Origin of the sequence: Methylomonas sp. AM2-LC, from assembly GCF_039904985.1 — a bacterium.
GTDB lineage: Bacteria > Pseudomonadota > Gammaproteobacteria > Methylococcales > Methylomonadaceae > Methylomonas.
On the sequence record NZ_CP157005.1, the window covers coordinates 3,208,835 to 3,226,545 of the forward strand.

At 42.6% G+C, this 17,711-nt stretch carries 14 protein-coding genes; 8 read left to right on the top strand and 6 right to left on the bottom strand.

The features are described 5' to 3' along the window. Window positions 1–115 precede the first annotated feature (115 nt). The 3 genes from ychF to ABH008_RS14385 form a co-directional block, all read right to left on the bottom strand. Window positions 116–1,207 carry a redox-regulated ATPase YchF gene (gene ychF / locus ABH008_RS14375; protein WP_347986305.1) on the bottom strand — a complete coding sequence of 364 codons (1,092 nt, stop codon included), beginning with the start codon at window positions 1,205–1,207 and terminating at the stop codon, window positions 116–118. A 380-nt stretch (window positions 1,208–1,587) separates the two neighbouring features. After that, window positions 1,588–2,781, bottom strand: a complete 1,194-nt coding sequence (locus ABH008_RS14380; RefSeq protein WP_347986306.1) for a sensor domain-containing diguanylate cyclase — start codon at window positions 2,779–2,781, stop codon at window positions 1,588–1,590. Further along, entirely contained in the window at window positions 2,778–3,647 is an 870-nt protein-coding gene (locus ABH008_RS14385) for an HDOD domain-containing protein (protein ID WP_347986307.1), read from the bottom strand. Before ABH008_RS14385 ends, ABH008_RS14380 begins: the two co-directional genes overlap by 4 nt. Window positions 3,648–4,245: 598 nt before the next feature. On the opposite strand from ABH008_RS14385, the gene ABH008_RS14390 reads away from it, so the two are divergent. The 5 genes from ABH008_RS14390 to ABH008_RS14410 all read left to right on the top strand — a co-directional run bounded on the left by ABH008_RS14390 (window position 4,246) and on the right by ABH008_RS14410 (window position 9,825). Next, a complete protein-coding gene (locus tag ABH008_RS14390) occupies window positions 4,246–5,097 on the top strand; it encodes a folate-binding protein (RefSeq protein ID WP_347986308.1) in 852 nt (283 codons plus the stop codon). Between the two features lie 14 nt (window positions 5,098–5,111). Beyond that, window positions 5,112–5,954 carry an HDOD domain-containing protein gene (locus ABH008_RS14395; protein ID WP_347986309.1) on the top strand — a complete coding sequence of 281 codons (843 nt, stop codon included), beginning with the start codon at window positions 5,112–5,114 and terminating at the stop codon, window positions 5,952–5,954. A gap of 18 nt (window positions 5,955–5,972) precedes the next feature. Next, window positions 5,973–6,974: a COX15/CtaA family protein gene (locus ABH008_RS14400; RefSeq protein ID WP_347989982.1), complete on the top strand. Its 1,002-nt coding sequence runs from the start codon at window positions 5,973–5,975 to the stop codon at window positions 6,972–6,974. A 238-nt stretch (window positions 6,975–7,212) separates the two neighbouring features. After that, a complete protein-coding gene (locus ABH008_RS14405; RefSeq protein ID WP_347986310.1) occupies window positions 7,213–8,955 on the top strand; it encodes a DEAD/DEAH box helicase in 1,743 nt (580 codons plus the stop codon). A gap of 648 nt (window positions 8,956–9,603) precedes the next feature. Beyond that, a complete protein-coding gene (locus ABH008_RS14410; protein WP_347986311.1) occupies window positions 9,604–9,825 on the top strand; it encodes a hypothetical protein in 222 nt (73 codons plus the stop codon). A 14-nt stretch (window positions 9,826–9,839) separates the two neighbouring features. Here ABH008_RS14410 and ABH008_RS14415 read toward each other — a convergent pair whose 3' ends face one another. Both ABH008_RS14415 and ABH008_RS14420 read right to left on the bottom strand, forming a co-directional pair. After that, window positions 9,840–11,150, bottom strand: a complete 1,311-nt coding sequence (locus ABH008_RS14415; RefSeq protein WP_347986312.1) for a hypothetical protein — start codon at window positions 11,148–11,150, stop codon at window positions 9,840–9,842. Beyond that, window positions 11,144–12,772, bottom strand: coding sequence for a hypothetical protein (locus ABH008_RS14420; RefSeq protein ID WP_347986313.1), 1,629 nt, complete (start codon window positions 12,770–12,772; stop codon window positions 11,144–11,146). Before ABH008_RS14420 ends, ABH008_RS14415 begins: the two co-directional genes overlap by 7 nt. Window positions 12,773–13,064: 292 nt before the next feature. On the opposite strand from ABH008_RS14420, the gene ABH008_RS14425 reads away from it, so the two are divergent. Both ABH008_RS14425 and ABH008_RS14430 read left to right on the top strand, forming a co-directional pair. After that, complete coding sequence (locus ABH008_RS14425) at window positions 13,065–13,985, top strand: NAD(P)-dependent methylenetetrahydromethanopterin dehydrogenase (RefSeq protein ID WP_347986314.1); 921 nt, start codon at window positions 13,065–13,067, stop codon at window positions 13,983–13,985. Between the two features lie 331 nt (window positions 13,986–14,316). Beyond that, window positions 14,317–15,147 carry a S1-like domain-containing RNA-binding protein gene (locus ABH008_RS14430; protein WP_347986315.1) on the top strand — a complete coding sequence of 277 codons (831 nt, stop codon included), beginning with the start codon at window positions 14,317–14,319 and terminating at the stop codon, window positions 15,145–15,147. A gap of 102 nt (window positions 15,148–15,249) precedes the next feature. On the opposite strand, the gene ABH008_RS14435 is transcribed toward ABH008_RS14430, so the two are convergent. After that, window positions 15,250–15,591 carry a hypothetical protein gene (locus ABH008_RS14435; RefSeq protein ID WP_347986316.1) on the bottom strand — a complete coding sequence of 114 codons (342 nt, stop codon included), beginning with the start codon at window positions 15,589–15,591 and terminating at the stop codon, window positions 15,250–15,252. Window positions 15,592–15,840: 249 nt separating this feature from the next. Here ABH008_RS14435 and ettA point away from each other — a divergent pair, with 249 nt between their 5' ends. Continuing rightward, on the top strand, window positions 15,841–17,505 hold the full coding sequence (gene ettA, locus ABH008_RS14440) for an energy-dependent translational throttle protein EttA (RefSeq protein WP_347986317.1): 1,665 nt from the start codon (window positions 15,841–15,843) through the stop codon (window positions 17,503–17,505). Window positions 17,506–17,711: the final 206 nt, after the last annotated feature.

The following is a 17,711-nucleotide window of genomic DNA, read 5'->3' on the forward strand; positions in this document are numbered from 1 at the left end:
ATTATTAATAGAAGCTTGAAGACAAATGATAACCTTGGCCTTTATGACTGAGTTGCTGACAGCAGTTTGCAGCAACTCAAACATCAAAAAGCTAACTTACTTGATGAGCAGTTAGCTAAACATTAAACCTAAAATGCATAACATCACCATCCTGCACCTTATACTCCTTACCCTCTAAACGCCATTTTCCCGCGTCTTTAGCACCCTGCTCGCCTTTATAAGTCACAAAATCCTCATAGGCAATCACTTCGGCACGGATAAAGCCTTTTTCAAAATCAGAATGGATAACACCCGCTGCTTGCGGGGCGGTGGCATTTACTTGGATGGTCCAGGCTCTTACTTCTTTAACACCGGCAGTAAAATAGGTAGACAGGTTTAATAACTTATATGCTGCGCGTACTACGCGATTCAAGCCCGGCTCTTCCAAGCCTAAGTCTTGTAAAAACTCCTGTTTTTCCGACTCGTCCAATTGCACAATTTCCGCTTCTATGGCCGCACACACGGGTACCACTGATGCGCCTTCCTGTTCTGCAAAGGCACGCACTTTATCCAGCATGGGGTTTTCGTCAAAACCATCGTCTTGTACATTGGCTATATATAAGGTAGGTTTAATGGTAATCAGAAACAGGTCTTTGATTAGTTTTGTTTCTTCTTCGTCCAGGCCCAGGGTGCGTACTGGCAAACCGGCATTTAAATGTTCCAGTACATTTTCCAGTACTTGTTTGCGAGCCAATTCTTCTTTATTGCCCGATTTGGATAATTTAGCGGCTTTTTGCAGGGCTTTTTCCACAGAAGCCATATCGGCCAGCGCTAATTCAGTATTGATAACTTCAATATCATTAACCGGATCGACCTTGCCAGCTACATGGATGACATTGTCATCCACAAAACAGCGCACTACATGCACAATGGCATCGGTCTCGCGGATATTACCTAAAAACTGGTTACCCAAGCCTTCACCTTTAGAGGCACCTGCCACCAAACCAGCTATATCAACAAACTCGATAGTGGTGGGTAACATACGCTCTGGTTTTACAATTTCTGCCAGTTTATCCATTCTGGGGTCGGGTACGGGTACGACACCAACATTGGGATCAATGGTGCAAAAGGGGTAGTTTTCGGCGGCAATTGCTGCTTTAGTCAGTGCGTTAAAGAGAGTAGATTTGCCAACGTTGGGCAAACCAACGATTCCGCAGTAAAGAGCCATATATGTCTTATTCCTAAAGTTTAAAGATTGCCAAGCAGCAGGGTATTTTTTGTAGAAAAACAAACCGCATCGTGCTGGGCTTGTTTTTGTTAACTACAGTATCTGATTATATAAATCGTTTCATAAGTTCTCGCGTGAAAAAGGCCGTCCATCCTTCCACGCGCTCAGGACGAACGGACTTTTTCATTATCAACTTTCGATAAAGCTCTCCTGAGTTGTATCAAAGAGGTTAAGACGAACGGTCTTTTTCTTTATCAGTGGTTGAATATAGGCTGCAAAAACTTTTGCAACGATTAATACTGGGTCAGATTGACAGGTGATTATACCTTTGCAAGGATAATTATCAACTGATGGACAGGAAGAGATGAGAGTAAAGCCAGTTAATTGCGCATAGACTCTTCGTACATAACGACTTTATCCCGACCTGATTCTTTTGCCTTGTACAAAGCCAAGTCGGCGCAATGGATGACTTGATCAATATCCAAATCTTGTTCAGTTTCGCAACACTCCATGCTGGTACAGTGCAATCCAATACTCATGGTTACTTTAACGGTTGTATCAGCAGACTTCCATTCCAGAGCTTTGATTTCGGCTCTAATTCTTTCTGCAAACCCTTTGCCATTCTGACAACTGGTGTTGATAAAAATAACCACAAACTCTTCACCGCCAAAGCGTACCAAAATATCACTACTACGCACCAAATGCCTTAGGGTATCGGCCACACTGATTAACACCTGATCGCCAAATACATGCCCAAACTCGTCGTTTATCTTTTTAAAATGGTCAATATCCATAACCAATAAGCAGAAAGGACTTTGATAGCGTTTATGGTAAGCAATGGCTATTTCTACCTGATTATAAAAATAGCGGCGGTTATGCAAGCCCGTCAGTTGGTCTTGCATGGACATACTTGCGTAATGATCTTTTAAGCGTTTGGTTTCTTCTACCAATTGTTCAAGATCGGCTGTACGCGCAGCAATTTTCATTTCCATTTGCCTAAATAAACGCCGATTCGTGATCAATTGACCTAACACGTTTTTATACACTTCCAACAAACGCACATGCCAATCACTAAAGTAGTATGGCTCAGGATGAGAGACATTTAATACGCCTATCAGCTGGTGATGTAAGGTAAATACCGGGGCGCTGATAATACTGCCCAGTAAGGTATTTTTATCTTCACTTTCACTCATGCGCATATCTTCCTGACAATTCTGGCAATGCTGTATACAGCCACTGGCAGCGGCCGCACCAATAACGCCCTCCCCTATCCTAAAAGTAGTGGGGCGCACTTGCCATTCCTGGTCATTACCAAGCTCTGCAATACTAAGGCCAGTGACATTGCTTAACAATCCATCATCACTCAACATAAAGAACGAACAACGTTCCATATCCTGATTTTGAATCAGTGTGGTTAGGGCTTGTTTTATCAGAGTTTTTTCGTCATCAGCGTGACAACTAATTTCAGAAAGGTGTTTAATAGCAGATAACGAGTCCAGCAGGGTAAGAACAATATCCTGCATACCGTGTCTGGTTAATTCGTAAGGAAAATCATCAGGGATTTGCGCATTCATCCTTTGCCTATAATATCTGCTAGCGTTTGTATATTTTCGCGATTTTCGCTTAAAAAATCCACTATTGCAGCAAGCCCGGCTGTGGAAATAGCTAAGTCTTCACCTATTGCATGCAGCTCATCCAAATCAACGGCATTTTTATTCAGCAGCATGGCACTCAGTCGCTGGCTAAGTTTCAACAAATTGATCAATTCCCGCTCTTCGCCATGAAAATCGGGATCGTTGTAAAATTTTACTACCGTTTGCAATACCAGCGGTAATTGCCATTTAGCCAGCAGATGATAGCCCATTATATAATGGCTATCGCCAAGTCGCGTTTCTATTTCTGCCGTAACAGGAATAGACTGTCTTTTACTGTGACTGATAATACTATCCATCTCTTCTGGAAGCAGATAAGCCAAAACTAACATGCCTACAAACAGTAATAAACCACTGGTATACACAGTGGATAAAGCATATCGGTTCATTTTATTGGCACTGGCAATTTTTTGAGCAGCCACTGCTGTTAGCAAAGAGCGCATCCAAAAATACCGGGTATTAAAGGCTGGACATTGTTTTGCATTAAATTGAACATTTAGAATGATGCCTAGCGTCAGACTTTTAACCAAATCCAGTCCTAATATTTGATAGACTGCGACCGATAAATCGGTAACGTTTCTGGATTGACCAAAATAAGCAGAATTTGCCAGCCCTAACAAACGGACTACCAATCCGGGTGACAAGGCCAAAACAGACGCCAGTTTATCAGTAGAAATTAAAGGATCATTGATAGCAGACACAATACGCAAGCTAGGCTCAGGCAAAGCTGGCAGTGTTTTGAGCTTGTTAATTTGCAATAATATTGCTTGCTTAGTATTTATGTTCATCAGCCTCAAATCAAATCAATTCAGTCGTTCTTAACAAAATTATAAAACGCCGATAATCGTCATCACTCATTGCGTCATTAAATATGACAAACGTTTTTTGGGGTTGCTCACTGGTGACATGTAAAACAGTTAATAACCTACAGACTACCGACGAGGTCTTAATTTTAATATCTATATAACGATCACTGTTTTTTAAATACAAGCGCCACCCAATGTTTGAAGTATAGCGCAGAAATAAACGAGTTGTTTGATATGCGTGATATTGATATAAGCAACTGACAATCAGTAGCAAACTCAGCAAAAATTTTATAGTGATTGGCCAATAAATACTCCAAATAGCTAGCAAACTAAGTACATGTAGCACACAAATGACTAGCAATAATTTTTTAGAGCGCCTGATTGTAAATTCCGCAAAAGTATCATTTTGTTTTGACATTCAGCCTCTTTTTTCCGGTTATTTTTTGATCTAAAGCGTTGATTGATGCCTTTGTTGAAAGTTGATGCTAATAAAAAATTTAAAATATCCTGCATGTAGGCTGTATCGTTACTAGCAAAAAAGTCTATAATTAAGTATTACAAACCAAACTCTGGATAAAAATTGCATACAGCTGACAATCCCATACTCTCTAAAATATTTAGTCTGGATTATTTGGCTTTACTAACGGTTACTGGTAAAGATAGCGCAAATTTCTTACAAGGCCAGTTAACCTGCGACATCCATAGTCTGACAGATAATAGTTTCAGTCTGGCCGCCTTTTGTAACCCTAAAGGCCGCGTGATCAGCACTTTGCTGGTAATAAAAGTTGGCAACGATTTCTTACTGGTTTTACCTGCCAGTATACAAGAAATAGTCAGGCTAAAATTACAACGCTATATTTTACGCTCTGCGGTAAAAATTGATACTCAAGCAACAGATCAGCAAATCATGGGTGGATATTCTGCACCGCAATCTGATGGTATCTATGCCTGTATTAAGCTACCCGGCTCCGTTACACGTTTTTTATGGATTAGGTCTGGCGTGAAAACTGTGGGTACTACCGATAACTCCGAATGGTACTACCAAGATATATGCAGTGGCCTACCCTGGTTTGCTGCAACGCAGACGGAACTTTATACACCCCACATGTTAGGCATTGATAGACTCAACGGCATCAGCTTTACTAAAGGCTGCTATACGGGCCAGGAAATCGTTGCCCGTACTCACTATCTGGGTCAAGCCAAGCGTACTGTCTTTAGGGCAGAATGCAACGAAATACATCCCTGGCCACAAGTGGGTGATACGGTAATTGATAGCTTATCTCAGCAAAGTGCAGGAAGCATCTTAACGCTGGCCGTCTTTGCCAATCAACTGCATTTATTGATGGTTTTATCGATAGCCGAAGCCGAAACGGCACAACTTGCGCTAAATGATGTTAATAAAACTCCACTTAAACTAACTGATATCACTTAACAGGCAACCTTTATATGCAGATTAATTCAGTTAAAGACTTTTTGATCTATGTACAAACCGAATTAAAGGCAAATCGACTGAAATTGCCTACACTACCGGATATTGCCATTAAAGTGCGCGATGCGGTATCTGATAGCAATGTCACTGCTAACAAAATAGCTCAGATTATCTCGACCGATCCGGCCCTGTCTGCACGCTTGATTCAGGTGGCAAATAGCCCTTTGTATCGCGGCAGTAGCGAAATTTCAAATATCCAGACGGCCATTATTCGATTAGGCAACGGCACCATTCGCACCTTGGTTACCAGTTTGGTGACACAACAAATGTTTGATGCTCATTCACCACTTCTAAAAGATTATTTTCAGCAGATATGGGAGCAAAGCGTAAATGTTTCGGCAATTTGCCGGGTGCTCAGTAACAATGTACCCTATCTTGATAAGGAAGAAGCCATGCTGGCGGGTTTAATCCATCAAATTGGCAAACTTCCCATTTTGGCCCTGGTCGACAAAATGCCAGAATTTAAAAACAGCCCCTCCAGGATAGACAAATTACTAGAAGTTGCCCATCCGCATGTTGGCAAGCTCATTATGGATTCCTGGCATTTTCCGGCAGAGCTGAAAAAAGCCACCTATGAGTATATCAATTTTGAGCGCAACTCTGGCGCACAAGCAGATTATGTGGATGTGGTACAGGTGGCCTTTTTACAAAGTATTATTGGCACCGATCATCCGGCTACACGCATAGATTGGAAAACAGTACCGGCATTTACCAAACTCGGTCTGGAAACCGATGTGGAAGTGCTTGAAATTGAAGGCCTGTCTGATGAAATAGAACTAACGCTAGCCACGTTCTTTTAACACAACTACTTTTTAATGATGACAGACTCTGCTGCTGCAACCCGTTTTCGTCGCTTAGGCACCTTAACCATTTTTGCTGTGTATTTCGTAATCATGGTGGGCGGCATCGTGCGTGCTTCGGGTGCGGGCATGGGCTGCCCAGATTGGCCAACTTGTTTTGGTCAATGGGTTCCACCGATGCACGAAAACCAGCTGCCCGCTAATTATCACGAAATTTATGCCGCGCGTGGTTACGAAAATACCAACTTTAATCCGGTTAAAACCTGGACAGAATATACCAACCGACTGGTGGGTGTCAGCATAGGTTTCTTAATTTTTTTAACAGCGTGGTCTTCACGTATTTATTTAAAAACCGACAAAGCTATTTTTTATCTGGCATTAAGCGTGTTTTTTCTGGTTGGTTTTCAGGGTTGGCTGGGTTCGGCTGTTGTAGCCAGTAATCTGAAACCTTTCATGATTACTCTGCATATGTTATTGGCTTTATTTATTGTTGCTTTACTGATATATGCCATAGCCCGCTCACAAAAAAATCTGTTAGCTAATCTGGACTGTCAATGGCTGGAACGCAAACACATAACCGTTTTAAAAGTTGCCATGCTTATGACCTTAATTCAGATAGCAATGGGTACGCAAGTGCGGGAAAGCGTGGACTTTATAGCCCACCAACACAGTTACATCGATCGTCAGTATTGGCGCGATAGCTTTCCAATTATTTTTTATATACATCGCTCGTTTTCATCGGTAATTTTATTTACAAATCTATGGTTGGCCTGGAAAATTAGACAAAATACCGAAAAGCACAGTTTGTTATGGCGCATGGCGTATGTACTGATCGGTTTAATTACCACTGCAATTCTGGCAGGTGTCAGTCTAGACAGACTGGATTTTCCTGTCGTCGCTCAGCCTATACATCTGTTAATGGCGAATCTGATTTTTGGTGCACAATTTTTTATTTTTATTTGCCTGAATTACAGCACTAAAAAAGTGTTAACTACTCAACCCGTTTTTCAAAACCGCTAAATGGATGACAATCTTGGCTTTTACTGCTGGGTTTACTGACTGGGGTGTTATCAGAATGGATGCGGGGAGCAAAAACCAGGTAACAGAGCAACTGGGCGAGTAGTTACAAAAACTGTTAACTCCATCATTTTTACTGGATTTATCAATAAGTTAAGCAGCGTACCCTTTATTTGCGGTATAATAGTTAATATTGCTGGTTTTTTACCAGCCTATCTCTTTTTTTCTACAGGTATCATACATGTCTGACGCTCCAAGCCACACGCCTTCCTTTAAAGATTTAGCTCTATCTGAATCCGTCCTAAATGCACTGGAAAGCGTTGGCTACGAAATACCCTCCCCTATTCAAGCAGAAATTATTCCTTATGTACTGGCTGGCCGCGATGTATTAGGCCAAGCGCAAACAGGTACCGGTAAAACCGCAGCTTTTGCTTTACCCGTATTATCACGCCTGGATATTAAACAAAAAGATCCGCAAGTACTGGTACTGGCACCTACCCGGGAACTGGCCATTCAGGTTGCTGAAGCTTTTCAACGCTACGCCACCCATATCAAAGGCTTTCATGTACTGCCTATTTACGGTGGGCAAGATTACACTACACAGCTTCGCCAATTAAACCGTGGTGCACATGTTATTGTAGGCACCCCAGGTCGCGTAATGGATCACATGCGTCGTGGTACTTTAAAACTGGATCAACTCAAAACCCTAATTCTTGACGAAGCCGACGAAATGTTGCGTATGGGTTTTATTGACGATGTGGAATGGATTCTGGAACAGACTCCATCTACACGCCAAACTGCGTTATTTTCCGCAACCATGCCTACGGAAATTCGCAAAATTGCGCAAAAATACCTTAATAATCCAGAACAAGTCACCATTAAGGTAAAAACAGCTACTGCTGCTAATATTCGTCAACGCTACTGGTTTGTCAGCGGTATTCATAAAATGGATGCGCTAACCCGTATCCTGGAAGCCGAAAATTTTGATGGGATGATCATTTTCGTCAGAACTAAAACCGCCACCATAGAAGTGGCCGAAAAACTGGAAGCACGCGGTTTTTCTGCTTCCGCTATTAACGGCGATATGTCGCAGGCACTTCGCGAACGCGCCATCGATCATTTAAAAAGCGGTAAGCTGGATATTTTGATCGCCACCGATGTCGCTGCACGAGGTCTGGATGTAGATCGTATTACCCACGTTGTCAATTTCGACATCCCTTACGATACCGAATCGTATATCCATCGTATTGGTCGTACTGGCCGTGCAGGTCGTACAGGTGATGCCATTTTATTTGTTTCACCGCGCGAAAAACGTTTGCTGGCCAACATTGAACAGGCTACTAAACAAAAAGTTGAAGAAATGCAATTACCTTCAACCGAATTTATTAATAACACCCGTATCACCCGTTTTAAACAACGTATTACCGATACGCTGGCAGCCGGTGAACTGAGTTTTTACACACAGTTGATTAATCAATACCATGTAGAACACGATGTACCCGCATTAGACATTGCTGCGGCTCTTGCAAAACTGCTGCAGGGTGATACCCCGCTGTTACTGAAAGAACCTAGCAAAAAACCACGTAAGGATGCTGATGAAAAATCGCACAGCTCTTCTGGCCGCGATAGAGATAACGACCGTGGACCAAAACGCGACAGAAGCCGCGCCACACCGGTAGAAATGGAACTGTATCGCATTGAAGTGGGCCATAGCGATGGCGTAAAACCAGGTAATATTGTGGGTGCTATTGCTAACGAATCCGGCATAGACGGTGATCATATTGCCCGTATTAAAATTGAAGAACGCTATAGTACAGTGGAATTGCCAGCTGGTATGCCGAAAGACTTGCTAGACGCATTGAAAAAAGTGCGAGTAGTAGGTAAACCGCTGAACATATCCCGTTATGACAGCAATCTGGTTAAAAAAGACAAAAGCAAAAAACGCGTGGGTTCGCCATCTAGAAGAGCCAAAACTGCCGAATAATTAATGGTCGCTAGTTACTCAACAACTTTTAAAAGTTGTTGAGTAACGCAGATTGCCTTAATGACCAGATAAACCAACGTTGCTCGTATAAATTTAAACGCAATACGGCTGTCGGTCTTAAACCACTATAGCAAACCGATTAATATCTACTCACCCTTATTCTACCCTAGCCTCGTAGGGTGTGGTGAGTTTACGAACCGCACCATAAACACCTAATCACAGCCAGCAAACTCAAATCGTGGCCATGTGCTTTACATAGTTATAGGCTATTAAATTACATGCCTTCGCTAAAGAGATGTCTTGTCAGCGTTTGTATTAAATTTCCAGCATCTTTTTAAGTTGTAAGTTACCAATGTAATACTCTACCCCACCTCTAAAAATACGCTAGTTTTTTTTAACTTTAGGACTTTTTATGTCACTTAAAGCATCAAAAAAACATGCAATCTAGAACTGAATGGCCTAAATTTGCCAAGCAGTTATCAGATATGAATTTTACTGCTGTAGTTTCCGCACCTGAAACTGAAATTTGCGACTTATCCCCAGTTTTACTTGCGCATTTATTTTATGGTAACGCCAACCTAGCAAAAACAACGCGTAGTAACGATGTTGTAGCTATTAAGCCTAACTCTTTATTATCAGGAAAATGCCATGAAAATTTTAATGATTACCCTATTACTAATTTTTGCACCGCCCAGCTTTGCCATCCAAAAATGCGTAGTTGATGGAAAAGTGGTCTATCATCAAGGTAAAGTTTGCACTCAAGGCATACAAAAAAACATCTCAGGTGGTACCCTTAGCGGCATCACCTTATCGGGTATCAATTGGTCTGCCGGATCAGCGACACCACAGCAACCACACACTCACAAGTGATAAAATTGCGCCTGTTACGCAACCGTGTCCCAAAAGCGCACCACATCTTCCGGGCTTTCGCCAGCGAATAGCACCTGAAACCTTACGGGATCAGGTGTGTAGCCCACTACTTTAGGCAAACCCCGATTACAGTGTCTGGACCATAAACTTAGAGTATAAGCACCCGTATTGTACAGAACCACCCAATCACCCTCTTCAATAGCGGGTAACAGTATATTATCAGCCAGAATATCGCCACCAAAGCAGAGCGGCCCAACCAATGTATGTGGTAACACCTCGCCTAGTTTGAGACTACCATCGCTGTTATGCACACTAATACGATGATGCCAAATGCCGGGTTGATACACTTTACGCATAAACAAATCCGCACCAAAATGTAGAACAGCAGTGCGCTTACCAATATCTTCTTTCAAATATTCCACCTGACTGGCGGCAAAACCACTACCCGCATGCAGTGCGCGTCCAAATTCTGTAATCAGTCTAATGTCATTTAAACATGATGCGGGTATGCGATTTTTTAATTCCGCCATATACTTTGCTGGAGTAGCAATAGTCTCTTGATCTTGATAACACCAAGGCAAGCCACCACCAATATCCACTGACTGAATACGCTCTTCTCCCAAAAGGTCGTGAATTTCTGCACGTAATTCGAACATCCGCTCTACTGCCAGCACCATCTGCTGCTGTGCTATGCCCTGGCTGCCTACATGCACATGCAAGGCTCGTAACCACGGATAACGGCGAAACGCCTGAATAATAGCACCGCGTTTTTCACTTAACGGCTCACCAAATTTAGAATATTGACCCGATACACTCAACATATCGATTTGGCCGCTGCCCACCTGTGGATTAACCCGCAACCCAATCAGACTTGAACTCACCGACGTATCAAGTATGCGCTTAATACGTTCCAACTCCTGTAAGCTATCAGCGTTTATTGTCACCCCCCATGCCAGTGCCTGTGCCAATTCATGCCGGGTTTTTGCTGGTGAGTCGTAGACAATATGAGCAGCAGGACAACCTGCCGCCCTAGCCAATGCAACTTCTTCCAACGAGGCAGCCTCCAAACCCATACCACAATGTACGGCAAAGCGTAGTAGTGTCAGTAACGGATTGGCTTTAATGGCCAGTGCATGTAGAGTTTGTTCGGGGAAACAACTTTGCAAATGCTGAATTCGAGCTGCTAACGCATCCAAATTATGAAACATTAAAGCCGGCCGTGCGCCATTCACATTATCGGCTATTGCTGCGGCAAGTACCGTAGCGGCTTCGCCGTCCGTTACCCCTGATTGCCAGTTAAAAGTTTTCTCTTGATTTGTTAACATACCATCGCTTCGCAAGCCAGCAAGTCTGCTTCATGGGTGGCAATATATTCTATTTTAACCCGCAAACGTTCCAGACTGGCAGCCAACCAGGCTAAGCGCGCCTGAAAAGTGGTGCCAACACTTAAATCGTTAGCCACCTGAATAATCAACGCACCGCCGATGGCTACCCGAATGACATAATCTGCTTCGCCAGTCGGTTTTTCGCCAACATGCACAGCCTGACCTAGCTGAAAACAAGTACGCATGGCATCATAAATACTTGCGGGTGCATCAGCGGCTAATACGGCAGAAATATCATGATTAATCCAACGTACCCAACGCGCCAATTCGGGTTGAGCCAATTGTTGTGAATAGTTTTCTGCCGTTTTTACCCGAAAACTAAACACAGTGGTTTTGGATTGTAACAAACGTTCGAAAACATCATCAAAAATAGGTATGGAAGGATTAATCAACTCCAGCCAATGGCTACGCCCCAGTATGATGGGTGCTTGTGATTCAAAAAATCGCAAAATCTGATAACGCATAGCTCCAGGCACATCATAATAAGCAACCATTTCTGCCAAAGCGACTTGCCAACGCAGCAACAGGCCTAGATTAATAGTTGGGGTTAACGATTGCCGTGCAGCTGTCCAATGCTTAGGTAATTGGGCCGGAGTCAAATATTCGGAGAAACCCTTAGAAAATTGAATAGTATCGACATTTTCCGGCAACAGGTTTTTAGGGATTAGTAAGCAGCCAGAAAACGGTGGCCCACCATAAAACTTAGAGCCTGTTAATATCACCATAAAGCCACGCGCCAGATAATCACGTAAGCCCCTGCGGCTAAAACGGCCTTGAGCAGCATCGATAATAGGCACAATACGCTCACCATGTTCAGCTAACAAGGTGTGCATGGTTTCCAAGCGCGGTGCATGTACCCCAGTTTTGCTATGTGCCACAATATGTAATACCACATCGGAACCCGAAGCCAGACTGCTCTCGACCAATTGCTTTATTTCCAGATCCAATTCTTGTGGTGCGCGTTCGTCAGAACTATCCACGCGGATTTTAATCTGATGAACATTAATTTTGTCTGCCAATTCTGCATCTAGCGGTGCACCCGAAATGGTTGCTTTGCCCGTAGGCGTGCGTAAGGAAAAATATTTTGCACCAGCCGCCAAAGCCGAGCCACTGCCCACTTCACCTAAACCCATTAGAATATTTACCAAAGACTTTTGTCTGGCTAGTGCTGCAAAATACACTGCAATACTCTCCGCATCTGTTCCCGATGGCGTTAACACCACTTGCAAGCCATCAATTTCGGTCAATTTCATTAAGGACAGTAACTGATCCTTAACATTAATACCGATTTCATCAGCCGCCTGTAGCTCACCCACCTCTGCAGCTCTTTGCTGAAATGCGTTTAATGCCAAACGCGCAACTTCCCAACCACTAGGCGTAATAGTGGAATTGGTACAACTACCAAACGAGAGAGTTTCACGAGGGAACGCTGCACCACCATACTTATTCAAACCTTCAGCATTTTGTTCGGATCGTTCATCACTGCCAGAGCAAAGCAGTTCAGCAAAAGCCCTTTCTTCTTGGTTTAGCTGTGAAAAGCATTTAAAGCCGTTTGTTGTCATCGTATAAATTACCTGACCTAAACTAAAAAGTGGATATACCCATCAGTAACAGTACACATTTAATGAAACTACTCGCCTTTTTTAAACTGCTAAATTACTAACAATTTTGGCTTTTGGTGTCGAGCAGTCGGCCAACTGAGTGAGTAGTGACTATTTAATTAAGTATAGATGGAATTTTTCAGACTTAAATTGGTTACCTGAAATAGAGTACTTTTACGGGAATACTAGTAATTAAATGAGGATCAACTATAGTTTTATTTTGCAAAAATAAACAAATAAAAAGGCGACCACCATGAGCAAAAAAATCCTATATTTTCTTACCCCCAGCGATAATATTAGTCCATTTGACGTCACTATAGCCGCAGATGCTGGCTTTGATTTGGTGGTACCCTTCACTAAGCTGGAACCTAAACAGGTGGCAGGCATGGTACAGGATGCTATTTTTTGTCGCCCACCGAATCGATTTAACGATACGGGTATTTTTATTGGCGGACGTGATGTACACCTGGCCACCGATATGTTTCAAAACGCTAAAGGCGCTATGGTTGGCCCTTTTAAAGTGGGCGTTTTTGCTGATCCGAATGGCGCATATACCACTTCAGCCAGTATTGTTGCTCTTACGGAACAAGTACTTAGGGAAAAAACCACCCAAGGTTTGTCTGGACGCAAAGTATCTGTTTTTGGCAGCGGCCCAGTCGGTTTGTGTACTGCCATTTTAGCTGCAAAACAGGGTGCAAAGGTTAAACTCTGTCAATTGGTTGCTGATGATGATTCTCGCTCTGCATTGCGTTTTTGTGAACGTTACGAAACAGAGGTTGAATGGGTATCAGCACAAACCAATGATGAAAAAAACCAAGTGATACAAGACACCGAAGTGGTGATTTCCGCTGTTCGGGCCGGCGTTAGAATTTTAGAAAGCTCTTTAAGTCATGCCAAAAAACTGGTATTGGTTGCCGATACCAATGCGGTGCCACCCAGTGGCGTTGCTGGCGTAGGCTTAAATGACCTAGGCGCTGAAGTCGAATATTCGGGCACGCGCTTTCTCAGTATTGGCCCCATGGCCATCGGTAATTTGAAATACAAAACCCAGTTTGGTCTTTACGAGCAAATTCAAACTGGGGCTAAAGCGGCATTAATCGATTTCCCGGATGCGTATGCCTTTGCCCTATCGGTACTTGAAAAGCAAGCAGCTGCTAAAGAAAAACTTATTTAGTATTTAAGCTTTAGACTAAAAAATATTTCTGGATAAAAAAAAGGCATCCTGCTTAGGTGACAGGATGCCTTAAGTCTATAGAGACAATGACAATAACAGACTAAGCTCAGCACAACTTGAACTTACTACTAGACATGCAATTCTGATACCAGCTTTTTTACTCCTGAAAACGCCAGCCTGTCAGCGCAATTGGCAATATAAATACTTAACAACGCACCAATATAAAACCTATTCGCACTCTATTGGTGAAAACATCACTTCATCACTAGCCAACTGTAAAACTATCTCTCGGGTTATAATGCTTACCTTTATAAATTAACACACTTACATCATGCTTGCTTTTGGAAAATTTAATACCTTGCCGATAATTCGAATTCGCGATCAGGAAGTTTTTCTAGATGGTGGTGAACAGGGTGAAATTGTGCTGTTAGAAAAACAGGTTGCAGAACTTGCTGTAGGCAGCATGCTGAATGTATTTGTGTATATAGATGGCAAAAATCAGCTACAAGCCACTCTGCAAATACCCAAAGCACAAGTAGACGAAGTCGCATGGTTAAAAGTAGTGTCTTTAAGTCACGCCGGTGCGTTTATGGATTGGGGGTTGCCAAAAGATTTACTGGTACCGTTCAGTGAACAAAAATCAAAGATGGTAGAAGGCCGTTACTATCTGGTACGTTTATTTCTGGACGAAGACAATCGCATCGCCGCCTCTATGCTGCTAGAAGATTTTATTCAAGAACAAGCGTTTTATTTTAAAGAAGGCCAAGCAGTAGAATTAATCATTGCCGAAGAAACCGATTTAGGTGTTAAAGCAGTGATTAATCACCAATATTGGGGCGTATTATATAAAAACGAGATTTTCCAAACTTTGCAAAAGGGCCAAAAGCTAACAGGTTACATCAAAAAAATCCGACCTGATCATAAAATTGATTTAGCTCTAACTCAGGAAAAATACGGCATCAAAGTGGATACCACCTCTGAAAAAGTGCTTGCCATACTGGCAAAACACGGTGGATATATTGCCCTGACGGATAAAAGCCCACCAGAGATGATTTACGACACGTTTGCTGTCAGTAAAAAAGTATTTAAACAGGCGATTGGAGGCTTATATAAACAGCGCAAAATTAGCATAGAAGAGCATGGCATACGCCTAGTTCCCTAAAGACATCTAGGATAGCCCCATCAGCAGCAGCCCCCCCTAAAACAGACTGTTACAGGGCAAAACATTTTTTGCCCTGACATGATCTAGAATAATGACCGCTATTTATTGAAACTTCTTTTTTGCCGCATCCAACGCTGAAACAATATTGTTTACATCCTGCTTATAAACGGCCTGTTCGGCATTTGCTTTGTTGGTGATGGTTATAGAATCTTTGTTGGCTTCGGCAATAATGCAAGCATAGTAAGTATTGGCCTGCTCTTGCCAAGTATTGATCGCTTTCACACTGTTATTATAAGCATCAACATCCTGATCCTTAACGACGGGCACGGTTGGTTTATCCCCGCAAGTAGAATAAGTCCATTGACCGTTTTGCAAACTTCCAGCAGTGCTAACATGGGCATAGACAAGGCAAAAAAGCGCGGTAATATAGGTTAATTTTGTCATAATAAATACTTAGAACGGCAGGCAATTATAGAGAATTGTAAAAATACGTTGATCACTAAAACTAAAGGCATAGCCAGATTTTGTCAATAGATAGTGACTATACTATGGCTAAATCGTCAGCGTATTAAACCTACGCTACTGACTATGCCACCCAATAGCGGCATAATTTAACGCTGGTAAAATTATCGCGCATAAATTTTGCTACCAGCACGGTATAATACAACTTTCGTTTTCTTCAGCAGAAAAACAATGGCTCAATACATTTTTTCCATGAACCGGGTTGGCAAAATTGTGCCACCCAAAAAGCATATACTTAAAGATATTTCTCTGTCATTCTTCCCTGGAGCCAAAATTGGCGTACTGGGTCTAAATGGTTCGGGTAAATCTACCCTACTCCGCATTATGGCGGGTATTGATAAGGAAATCGAAGGCGAAGCTATACCATTAAAAGGTATTAATATTGGCTATTTGCCACAAGAACCGCAATTAGATGAAACTAAATCTGTACGCGGTAATATTGAAGAAGCCGTTGCAGACATTAAAGCCGTTATTGCCAAACTGGATGCGGTGTATGCTGCCTATGCTGAACCCGATGCAGACTTTGATCAACTGGCTGCCGAACAGGCGCGTCTGGAAGATATTATCAATGCCTGTGATGGACACAACCTGGATCGTACCTTGGAAATTGCGGCTGATGCGTTGCGCCTACCCGATTGGGATGCCGATGTCAGCAAATTATCCGGTGGTGAAAAACGTCGTGTAGCTTTATGCCGTTTATTACTGTCTAAACCAGACATGCTGTTGTTAGACGAACCGACTAACCATCTGGATGCCGAATCTGTGGCTTGGCTGGAACGTTTTCTACATGATTACCCCGGCACCGTTGTCGCTGTCACCCATGACCGTTATTTCCTGGATAATGTGGCTGGCTGGATATTGGAGCTGGATCGTGGCATGGGCATACCATGGGAAGGCAACTATTCTTCGTGGTTGGAACAGAAAGAAAAACGCCTTGAACTAGAGGAAAAACAAGAGTCTTCTCGGCAAAAAGCCATGAAAGCCGAACTGGAATGGGTTAGATCCAACCAAAAAGGCCGACATGCTAAAAGTAAAGCACGTTTAGCCCGCTTTGACGAATTAGCATCGACCGAAACACAAAAACGTAACGAAACTCAGGAAATTTATATTCCACCTGGTCCTCGTCTGGGAGATGTAGTTATTGATGCTGAGATCATCAGCAAAGGTTTCGGCGATAGACTACTAATCAATAAACTCAGTTTCAAATTGCCACCCGGCGGTATCGTTGGTATCATTGGTCCCAATGGTGCTGGTAAAACCACACTATTCAAAATGATGGCAGGATTTGAAGCCGCTGATTCGGGTAACATTACCATAGGACAAACGGTGCAAATGTCCTATGTTGATCAGTTACGTGATGATATGAACAATAGTAAAACTGTCTGGGAAGAAGTTTCTGATGGTTTGGATATGATTACGGTAGGTAAATACGAGACACCATCACGTGCCTATTTAGGACGCTTTAATTTTAAAGGCCAGGATCAGCAAAAACGCATAGGTGAATTATCGGGTGGTGAACGTAACCGTGTGCATTTGGCAAAATTACTAAAAAGTGGTGGTAATGTTCTGCTCTTGGACGAACCTACCAACGATCTGGATGTGGAAACACTAAGAGCGCTGGAAGAAGCCTTACTGGCTTTCCCTGGTTGCGCGGTGGTAATCTCGCATGATCGCTGGTTTCTGGATCGTATTGCAACGCATATGTTGGCGTTTGAAGGCGATAGCGAAGTGGTATGGTTTGAAGGCAATTATGCCGATTACGAACTGGATAGACATCGCCGTCTGGGAACGGATGCCGATAATCCACGCCGTTTAAAATACAAAAAAATTGTCTGAACAATTTTGGAGAAGCCTACATAACCTAAGCCTGTAATCATGACGAATAATTTGGCGAAAATTATTTATTTTTGCCGGGAACTTGAAAACGCCAAATTCGTCACAAAAATGGTAATCTAGGTAATGTTAACCTATGCCAGTATCTAAGGCTGTATCGTGTTGATGGGCTTTTTGCATTAATTAATTATCAGTACACCAAACAATAA

Coding starts and splice junctions, on each gene's coding strand:
- ABH008_RS14415 (WP_347986312.1), bottom strand. CDS start 11,150: ATGTTAACAAATCAAGAGAAAACTTTTAACTGGCAATCAGGGGTAACG.
- ABH008_RS14420 (WP_347986313.1), bottom strand. CDS start 12,772: ATGACAACAAACGGCTTTAAATGCTTTTCACAGCTAAACCAAGAAGAA.
- ABH008_RS14380 (WP_347986306.1), bottom strand. CDS start 2,781: ATGAATGCGCAAATCCCTGATGATTTTCCTTACGAATTAACCAGACAC.
- ABH008_RS14395 (WP_347986309.1), top strand. CDS start 5,112: ATGCAGATTAATTCAGTTAAAGACTTTTTGATCTATGTACAAACCGAA.
- ychF (WP_347986305.1), bottom strand. CDS start 1,207: ATGGCTCTTTACTGCGGAATCGTTGGTTTGCCCAACGTTGGCAAATCT.
- ABH008_RS14405 (WP_347986310.1), top strand. CDS start 7,213: ATGTCTGACGCTCCAAGCCACACGCCTTCCTTTAAAGATTTAGCTCTA.
- ABH008_RS14385 (WP_347986307.1), bottom strand. CDS start 3,647: ATGAACATAAATACTAAGCAAGCAATATTATTGCAAATTAACAAGCTC.
- ABH008_RS14430 (WP_347986315.1), top strand. CDS start 14,317: ATGCTTGCTTTTGGAAAATTTAATACCTTGCCGATAATTCGAATTCGC.
- ABH008_RS14410 (WP_347986311.1), top strand. CDS start 9,604: ATGAAAATTTTAATGATTACCCTATTACTAATTTTTGCACCGCCCAGC.
- ABH008_RS14425 (WP_347986314.1), top strand. CDS start 13,065: ATGAGCAAAAAAATCCTATATTTTCTTACCCCCAGCGATAATATTAGT.
- ettA (WP_347986317.1), top strand. CDS start 15,841: ATGGCTCAATACATTTTTTCCATGAACCGGGTTGGCAAAATTGTGCCA.
- ABH008_RS14435 (WP_347986316.1), bottom strand. CDS start 15,591: ATGACAAAATTAACCTATATTACCGCGCTTTTTTGCCTTGTCTATGCC.
- ABH008_RS14400 (WP_347989982.1), top strand. CDS start 5,973: ATGACAGACTCTGCTGCTGCAACCCGTTTTCGTCGCTTAGGCACCTTA.